The following is an 8,822-nucleotide window of genomic DNA, read 5'->3' on the forward strand; positions in this document are numbered from 1 at the left end:
GGTTTAAATTAATCAAATTGTATTCCTAAACAACATTAGAAATGTTTTTATTACAAAACGCTGAAATTTTGTATTTGTTCTGCACAAAAGAACGCCAAAATTGCTTTATTTATTAATATAAGCAAAAAAACACCTGCCACATTAACAGTCGGCGTCTTCTATATGCCTTTCCATGATATAATCATTCAAGATAAACTCGTGGTAAGGAATATCTACTTCTTCAGCAATATGAAAGCCTAGTCTTTGGTAAAAATGTAAAGCTGGATTGTTTCTATTTACGTTTAAACGTAATAAAGTAGCACCATGCACAAAAGCCTCTGCGCCAATATAATTCATGATTTGCTTACCAGCTCCCATCCCCTGCAAATCGGGTAAAATGTACAGTTTATGAATATTACAAACTGTCTGAGAAAAAGAATAACTGCTAAATCCTACTGCTTTTTCATCCTGATAAAGGAGAATAAAAGAATGCCCTTCGGCCATTTGAGCTTTTAAAGCATCCAGATGATAAATCTGCGTAAGCATAAAGCTTATTTGCGCTTCACTGATATAAGCCTCATAAGTTGGCCACCAAATTTCTTGAGCCAGCTGTTGTATGAGAGGTAAATCATGCAAAGCTGCTTTTCTTATTTCCATTATAAATCTTCAGCTATAAAAATAAAAGGTTGTTGAAAAGACAAACTATAAAAGCCATCTTTCTCTGTTTGATAATGGTTGTTTGCTATCAAATTTAAACCTTTTACACTTAATTGAACAGCTTCTTGCAAAATGTAAATATTTTCTTGAGCTGGTTTCCACTTACTAAACTCGGGTTTCACGGGAAACATTTTTTTACCATCAGCAAAAACTACCAAGTCTAAATAATCAACAAACAACAAATAGTCTTTAGCCAAAAAAGTATCGGTAATGATGTTTACCGATGGATATTCATGCGCAACCAGATATTTTAATACAGCTGTAGTTACATCATCATCGCCGCAAGGAATAATTTTTATATGCTCTTGAAGCGCAAAAGAAACATCTTCTTTGCTTACCACAACATCTATTTTAATGCCTAAAGAAACAACATGGTCATAAATAGCAGCATGTACAATAACGGTTGGAGACCATTCTAACAACTGCCCTAAGTATTCCTCATCAAAGCCACTCATGTTTAAAATAAACAAGGCTGGTTCTTGCTTTTCGCGGATGATATGATGAGAAGACATAAATTAATGTAAGAGGTTGTAAAATTGCTTAAAGGCTTCTGCCGGATGTTCGGCTTTGTTAACTGCTGCTGATACTGCTACACCTTTAATGCCAGTTTTTAGCAAATCTGCTACATCATTTAAACCAACACCACCTGCTGCAATCAGTGGGAAATCAATTCCTGCTTGCTTTAAAGCAGTTACAGCCTCTGCATAACCTTGGATACCCCAATGTTGGCAATTATTGGGTTTTGTTTCGGTATGGCCAAAAGGTCCGCAACCTATATAGTCAGCCCCGTTTTGGATGTGTTTGAGGATGGTTGCTAAATCATTGGCAGATGCACCTAAGGTTTTATCATCACCAATTTGTGCTCTTACCAAAGAAACATCAGCATCCATATCTTCTATATGAACACCCTGTATATCTGCCTGATGCACTAAGTGTATATGGTTGGTAACAATTAAAGTTGTGCCCCAATCATCACAAATACTAGCTATTTGATGGATTTCTGCTAGCATCTCCTCATCAGATTTAGATAAGCAACGGTATTGCACCCATTTTGCGCCTTGCGAACAGGCCATTTCTACCTGTGCTATATGACTGATATGAGGTAAATCTTGTGTGAGGTAATGTAAGGTATCAACAAATTTCTTCATGTTATTTTAAAGCTTCGGTAACTACATCGCCAATATTACCATTAGGTTCTTGTATGCGTAATAAAGCAGAAATGGTAGGCGCAATATCACTCATAGAAACGGTTCTGTTGCTGATGCCTTGTTTAATTCCCCATCCCATAAATACCATCGGGATATGCGTATCGTAAGGATTCCAAACTCCATGCGATGTTCCGGTTATGCCATAACCTTGAAACCATGCCGGGTCTAATACAATTTGTAGCTCGCCACTTCTTTTTATATGATAAGCGTTGATGATTTTCTCTCTCAACTTAGCAGGTACAGCACCTTCGTTCACATTGGCTAAATCAACCACAAAAGATACTCCTTCTTGCTTTTTAAGAAAATGGATACAGTCTTTTTTTAAGTCATCTATATCAATTTTGCTAGCTTCAATAGCCTGATAGTTGAAATTTACCTGATAATTGGTAATAGCTCTTATTAAACCTTTAACTTGGTATTTAGTAAATAAAAGCTCGTTTAATTGTTTAGAGATGGTTCTGGTGTTGAAATAGCCAGCATTAATCTTGTTATCAATTAAAAAATTAGGGTTATGCGCTGCGCCATGATCAGCACTTAAGAAAAAAGTATAATTTCCCTTGCCTACGGTATTATCCAAATAAGTTAAAAATACTTCTAAGTCTTTATCCAACCTTAAATAAGTATCTTCTATCTCTATCGAGTTTGGACCAAACTGATGACCAATATAATCTGTACTGGATAAGCTTACGGCTAATAAATCTGTAATATCATCGACGCCAAGCTTTTCTTCTTTTACGGTAGCTTTTGCAAAATCTAAAGTTAGGGTATTGGCAAAAGGTGTATTTCTGATGGTATTAAAATCAGACCCTTTTATTTGAGGTATTTTATGGGGGAAAACCGGTTTTGCTTCGCCTTTAAATTTTCCTTCATACTTATTGTCATCTACGCTGCTTTGCACATAAGTGTTGATTGGATAAAGGGTATTCCAATCTTGTGTTAAATATTTATCTACCAATTTTTGGTTGTTAAAAGTTTTTACCCATGTTGGTAAATCTTGCATATAATAGGTAGAACTTATCCAAGAGCCCGTTAAATCATCAAACCAGTAAGCTGCGTTGGCACTATGACCGGCCGGAAGTATTCCCCCTCTATCCTTTAAAGCGATGCCAATAACTTTAGCTCTGAAATTGGTAGCTAGTTTTAATTCATCGCCAATGGTAGAACTTAACAGATTTTTAGGCGACATTCTACCAGCGTCTGATGTACTACCTACCGTATTTACCGTGGTATCTTCTGTACAATACATATCATAACCGCTATTTTGCTCTATCCAATTGTTAGCCGTTATACCGTTAATGGCGGGTACAGAGCCTGTATAAATGCTGGCATGGCCACAAGCTGTTTGCGTAGTTGCATATCCAATATGGGCGTTCTCGCAAGAAAAACCTTCTTTTAATAATCTTTTAAAACCTCCTTCTCCGTAACGGGATGCGTAACGATAAAGGTAATCCCATCTCATTTGGTCTACCACTAAGCCAACCACCAGTTTTGGGCGGGCAGGGGTGCTGGCTTTTGGAGGTTGGGGTTTTTGTTGTGCAAATAAAAGAATGGGTACTAGCAAGCAAATAAGCAAATAAGAGGCTCTCATTGGATATAAATTAAACCGATAAAGTTAAAAAATAATATCCTCAAAACTGCCTGCTATTGTAAAGATGATGCTAAGTTTTTATGAATAATTAATCCTAGCTATTAAAGCTTGAAAGGTGTTTTCTGAACCTTAGCATTTTGTGAAGCTTAGAAGGCTAAATTCAAAGAAGATAGTTATAACAGCTATTTTATGGTTGTAGCTTAACCCTAAAATAGCCTAAAAAACTTATTAAACACCTATAAAACAAGTAATATATAAAAATTTAAAAAATAATTAAGAAAAGTGTTAGGGTTTTTACCTATCAGAAACGTTACACGAATATTATTAATAAAATCTAAAAAATTATGTCAATGAAAATTACAAAACTCAAATTATTTCTGATGACTATCGGTTTAGGTATCATTAGCCAAACACAAATTAACGCACAAACTATTGATGCTACAGGGACAACGAACCAGTTTTTTGAAATCAACAAAAACGGAGGAAGCACAACCTCTTTTATGAGAATTAGAAGTGCTACTACATCTCCTTATTGGAATTTCATTAATACGAATGGTGCTTTTAAAATAAATAATAACCTTACAGATAATATTTTTAATATTCTGTCTGATGGCAAAATTGGTATTGGCACTATAGCTCCTGCATCAAAACTTGATATATCAGATGGTGATATACGGTTTACTATGCCTAATGGTGCAGGTAGAAAAGGTTCAAAAATTGAGTGGTATGAAAATGCTTATGGAAACGAGAAAATCGAGCTAACTTATGTAGGTCAAAATCTATCATTACCATTCAGAGGATTAGATCGTTTAGTATTTGCAAATGGGGCTTGGGATTGGAATAGTATATCAGAATCAGCCAATACAAACCAAGAGCACACCAATGTAATTATGGCAATGGAACCAGGTAGTAAAGCTGTTGGTATTGGAACTCTAAACCCGAAATGGCGTTTAGATGTAACAGGCGCAATAAATGCCACAGAATATAGGCTAAATGGAGAAGTGGTAAGTTTTGGTGGAGGCGGAGGTACCAGCCCATGGACTTTAAGTGGTTCTGATATAAATTATTTAGGAGGAAATGTTGGTGTTGGAATAGCTAATCCAGAAAGAAAATTACACATGAGAGGAGATGTTCTACGTATAGATAGAGATCACCAAACGTCTGGAGTAATTATAGCAAGATTTAATAGTGGTTATTCAAGTGTGAATAAGTCCTTTTTAATTGGAGTTGATGGGGATGACGGAATTGAAGGTGAGTTTTCAATTGCTGATTATGGAAATGGATTGGATCTTACCGGGGCAGGAAATAAAAGATTTATTATCCAGAATGATGGAAATGTAGAAATAGTGAAAAGCCTTTCAGTTGGGTCTCCAAATATAATACCCGGTACAGTAGCTCATTTTGACGGCCGGGTTTACATTTCAGAAAATGATGGTACTGAGCAAGGTTTTACAAGCCTTGTTGATTCTAATTATACAGACTATTTACTTTGGGTAGAAGAAGGAATTGTGAGTAAAGACTTTGCTATTGCAAACACTACAGATTGGCCAGATTATGTATTTCACAAAGACTATAAATTACCAAGCCTTACTACAATAGAACAATCTATTAAAGAAAATGGCCATTTACCTACCATGCCATCTGCTAAAGAAATAGAAGATAATGGTTTTACAGTTACAGACATGACTAAACGTATGGTAAAAACTATTGAGGAGCTAACTTTACATACCATAGATCAGAAAAAACAAATTGATAATCAAAATAAATTAGTTGCCGAGTTAATGCAACGTTTAGAAATATTAGAAAAGAAATAATTCACTTTTAAAATTTTATTATGAAACAATTAATAAAATGTTGGTTAGCACTTTGCTTTGTAATAGCTCTATTTTTCCAAAGTACATTTGCACAAACCACCACCTATCAAATAAAAAGAAAGTATAATCTTAAAGATGCTTATCATTTTAAGGCAGACCATGGATTTGTAGTTTTTACAACTGATAAAACATCAAGTACTAAATTTTCTGTTTCTGTCGAAACAGCAGAATCATTTTATATCCAAATACCACTTATATGCGGAGGTGCACAGAACCGTAGATGGACTATTTACAAATCTTTTGTAACTGAACAAGACATCCAAGATGGCACTTTACAACATTCCGGAGAAGAAGCTTATTTTTATTATAAATCATTCAGAGGAGATTACTACTGTGGTATAGCATCAACTGATAATAGAAACTTTTATCAAAATATGGCCTATATCGCTGAAGAGCGTATTGTAGGTGCTTGGTGGACATGGGGTAAACCCATTGATGTAATCATTACACTTACGTTAGAAGGAAATGCCAAATTATCTGACATTAGGATGGTAAAAACACCCGGTACAGAAGCGCTTTATGCTAAAGACTTTATTAACGGTACAACTTATACTATCAACCATGACTGTTATAATAGTAACACAGGTGTTTGTAATGAGCTTAATAAGGTGAGGAGTATTCCTGATGTTACCAAAACAGATGTTGTGATACAAGCACATCGTGGGGTTTGGGGCAAACCTAATACCAATCAAGAGAATACTAAAGGAGCAATGATAGCAGCAAACAGCCTAGGCATAAAAGTTTTAGAAAGTGATATTATGCCCGTTAATGTGCGAGATGGTGGTACGTATGTAGATAGTCTATCGGGTAAACCTGAAGATTTAGCTTGTTTCCATGATTTTATTTTAACCAGATATACAAATGAAAATAATAACGCTAATAGGATTTATAATAAGACAAAAAGTTATTTAGAAGGGCTAAATCTTAAAAAGCCAAGGAGTATAGACGATGGTTTAGAAAAAATTATGTTTTTTGAGGAATTGATTAATTACGCTGCTGATAATAATTTAATTGTTTGCGTAGATATGAAAAATCTAGAACCTAAAGGCTCAGGTGGATCATGTACAGAACTTTGTGGCTGGCAAGATGATTCTAAGAAAAAACAATCCTTATATCATAACTTAAAATTTGCTATAAATAGTACAGACATAACAAAGCTAAAAAATATGGCTATTAAAACTTATGCTACTTATAATGAACTGAAAGCTAATCTTACTACAGGCGATAACCTTGTTCCTGTTGAAAGGTTTAATAAAGTGTTGTGGGCACCTATTATTGCCGCAAGTAATCAATGGAAGAGGGAAGGTGATATTTCTGGCGCTTATGATCCACTGAAAATTCAGAAGTTTTTAGATGATTGGTTTGCACATAATGAAACCGTACTATATTATGAAACTAATTTTTTTAACGATTTTGATGGTAAAACATCTGTTATGCTAAGCAATTCATTTTCATTTGCGGATGGTAGTATGGTACCCCAAGGCTATAATGTGATGGAGTATATTTATCGTATGACAGGTAGAAGAGCAGGTATTTTCTCGGAAGAACCTGTAGGTGGTAAAGGAACAGTAAACAGGTGGGGCTCTTGGGGTATTAAAAATCCTGTTAACGACAGAAGAGGAGACCATTTATGGCTACTTAAAAAACCATTTTTTAAACATGCAGTCATTACTACAGACCGCCCAGACCAGTGGATTCCTTTAAACGATTAAATCATGACAAATATAAAACATATAATAAAAAGACGAATCCTGATTATAGGGTTGGTTATTTTTTCGTCTATTTTGGGGCTTAAAGCCCAGAGTAACTTAACTAAAGCATTGGGTATAACAGAGGCTGATTTTTTAGCCTCACCGGCAAGTCCAGCTGGCTTTGGTACCGTACGTAATCGATTGACCCCACATCAAGGTAATTGCTTTATAATAACTGCGGATTTTAATGCACAAGATTTCTCTGATTTCAATAGTGAAAGCAAGGTATTTTCTTTCAGATTAAGGACAAGTTTACTTTCTGAGATATTAATATTTGAAATTTTAGTGAAAAATATTGGAGGAAAGAAGCGTTGGTATATAAGAAGACCTCTTGAGGTTGCAGGTGCAAATATGGGAAAAAATTTTAACTTGGATTATGAAATTTATGAAGACTTAGGACTGGATGGTAAATTCACTTTTATATTTGGACATCATTTCACTGCTATTGCGGTAGATGCTAATGATACTCTTAATTACAAAATGGCCCCAGTATTTTTTGGTATGGATTCAAATCTAGGGTCATTTAATAGTCATATGGGTGAGTTTACCGGAGAAACTGGGATTTATTATGGAAGAGAAGTTTACTTAAAAAAAAAATCAAGAGTCTACAAAATGCCTGGGGATGCTAAAATAGCTACACTAATAAATGCGTTAAAACCTTCAATAACTAATAACAACATCATTAACGCTATTAAGCCTAAAGGTACTAATGATGTAGTATTGATATCAGACCTAACAGAAACTAGCCAAGCTAGCAATTTACAACTTTACCCTAACCCATCAGACGGTAAGTTTAATGTAGATTTTTCTTTAAAAGAAGGTGGTCCGGTTAGCTTTAAAATCTATGATCTTAAAGGGCAAAAAGTTTACGAGCAAAATGATATACGTTTTGTTAAAGGCAAGCATACTTATACTATAGATGTCTCCTCTAAATTACCAGCAGGAGTTTATATATTAAAAGTATCCTCTGCCGAGATTAATCAATCTGTTAAAATGATTGTTCAATAGATAGGTAAAACTATTTATGAAAACAGTTTAAGGGGTGTACGAAAATACACCCCTTTTTTATTTTGTACGGCCTATGAACATTTAGAAGAGAAAGCTATAACCTATCCACCCCCGGCATGCTGACGAAGGAAGCATCCCACATGCAAATTTTTTCGCTTAATAAGCTTGGATAATTGTCTGAATCAGGATTTGCTTGATTTGAGGATGAACAGGATTTTGATTTACTTATACTTAAAAAATTAGGGTAATAGAACCCATGGCTTATATGATGGGACCTTTCACATTCGTTACCATTGACGTTTTTTGTAACATATTAATTTTCAATCAATTGCAAATTCAGCTCATTTGCTTTTTTAATAACAAAGTTCAACTGTTGCCGCTTTAGTTTTTCTTCATACTTCTTTACTCCCTGCTCTACATAATCCATTCCCTGATCAAACATCCTATAGTATAGTTCCGCTATTTTTCTAGCTGTGGCTTTAATTGCAATACCTGAACCTTTCCGGGATTTAAGCCTTCTTGCAAAAGCTCCTAAACCGGGCTGTTTACTAATCAAAAGACTTTGAGCTGCTTGTTTGAAAATCTGCCCAGCTCTTGTTATTGGTTTTTTCTTGCTTCTTTTATTCATTTTACCCGATTGATGTTTACCAGGAGCTAATCCTAACCAAGATATAAATTGTTTAATTGTAGGCCATTG

8 protein-coding genes are annotated in these 8,822 nt (G+C 34.9%); 3 read left to right on the top strand and 5 right to left on the bottom strand.

All coding sequences use genetic code 11. The features are described from left to right. Positions 1-141: 141 nt before the first annotated feature. The 4 genes from H510_RS0108385 to pafA are packed head-to-tail and all read right to left on the bottom strand — an operon-like array spanning position 142 to position 3,492. Complete coding sequence (locus H510_RS0108385) at positions 142-636, bottom strand: GNAT family N-acetyltransferase (protein ID WP_036692336.1); 495 nt, start codon at positions 634-636, stop codon at positions 142-144. Next, a complete protein-coding gene (locus H510_RS0108390) occupies positions 636-1,208 on the bottom strand; it encodes a hypothetical protein (protein ID WP_026903914.1) in 573 nt (190 codons plus the stop codon). Before H510_RS0108390 ends, H510_RS0108385 begins: the two co-directional genes overlap by 1 nt. A gap of 3 nt (positions 1,209-1,211) precedes the next feature. Further along, on the bottom strand, positions 1,212-1,844 hold the full coding sequence (locus tag H510_RS0108395) for a thiamine phosphate synthase (RefSeq protein WP_026903915.1): 633 nt from the start codon (positions 1,842-1,844) through the stop codon (positions 1,212-1,214). 1 nt (position 1,845) lies between these two features. Then, positions 1,846-3,492, bottom strand: coding sequence for an alkaline phosphatase PafA (gene pafA / locus H510_RS0108400; RefSeq protein ID WP_026903916.1), 1,647 nt, complete (start codon positions 3,490-3,492; stop codon positions 1,846-1,848). Between the two features lie 350 nt (positions 3,493-3,842). Between pafA and H510_RS19575 the strand changes: the two genes are divergently transcribed. Genes H510_RS19575 through H510_RS0108415 form a run of 3 tightly spaced genes read left to right on the top strand, consistent with a single transcriptional unit; the run spans position 3,843 to position 8,125 of the window. Then, positions 3,843-5,306: a hypothetical protein gene (locus tag H510_RS19575; RefSeq protein WP_051291118.1), complete on the top strand. Its 1,464-nt coding sequence runs from the start codon at positions 3,843-3,845 to the stop codon at positions 5,304-5,306. A 20-nt stretch (positions 5,307-5,326) separates the two neighbouring features. Then, on the top strand, positions 5,327-7,078 hold the full coding sequence (locus tag H510_RS0108410) for a hypothetical protein (RefSeq protein WP_026903918.1): 1,752 nt from the start codon (positions 5,327-5,329) through the stop codon (positions 7,076-7,078). 3 nt (positions 7,079-7,081) lie between these two features. Continuing rightward, entirely contained in the window at positions 7,082-8,125 is a 1,044-nt protein-coding gene (locus tag H510_RS0108415) for a T9SS type A sorting domain-containing protein (RefSeq protein ID WP_081659235.1), read from the top strand. 313 nt (positions 8,126-8,438) lie between these two features. Here H510_RS0108415 and H510_RS0108420 read toward each other — a convergent pair whose 3' ends face one another. Further along, complete coding sequence (locus H510_RS0108420) at positions 8,439-8,810, bottom strand: transposase (RefSeq protein WP_281168244.1); 372 nt, start codon at positions 8,808-8,810, stop codon at positions 8,439-8,441. Between the last annotated feature and the right edge of the window lie 12 nt (positions 8,811-8,822).

It is taken from the genome of Pedobacter glucosidilyticus DSM 23534, assembly GCF_000425145.1.
GTDB classification, from domain to species: Bacteria; Bacteroidota; Bacteroidia; order Sphingobacteriales; family Sphingobacteriaceae; genus Pseudopedobacter; species Pseudopedobacter glucosidilyticus.

Excerpts from the sequence above, each read along its gene's own strand:
- H510_RS0108415 (WP_081659235.1), top strand. The coding sequence starts at position 7,082 with ATGACAAATATAAAACATATAATAAAAAGACGAATCCTGATTATAGGG.
- H510_RS0108410 (WP_026903918.1), top strand. The coding sequence starts at position 5,327 with ATGAAACAATTAATAAAATGTTGGTTAGCACTTTGCTTTGTAATAGCT.
- H510_RS0108390 (WP_026903914.1), bottom strand. The coding sequence starts at position 1,208 with ATGTCTTCTCATCATATCATCCGCGAAAAGCAAGAACCAGCCTTGTTT.
- H510_RS0108395 (WP_026903915.1), bottom strand. The coding sequence starts at position 1,844 with ATGAAGAAATTTGTTGATACCTTACATTACCTCACACAAGATTTACCT.
- H510_RS0108385 (WP_036692336.1), bottom strand. The coding sequence starts at position 636 with ATGGAAATAAGAAAAGCAGCTTTGCATGATTTACCTCTCATACAACAG.
- pafA (WP_026903916.1), bottom strand. The coding sequence starts at position 3,492 with ATGAGAGCCTCTTATTTGCTTATTTGCTTGCTAGTACCCATTCTTTTA.
- H510_RS19575 (WP_051291118.1), top strand. The coding sequence starts at position 3,843 with ATGAAAATTACAAAACTCAAATTATTTCTGATGACTATCGGTTTAGGT.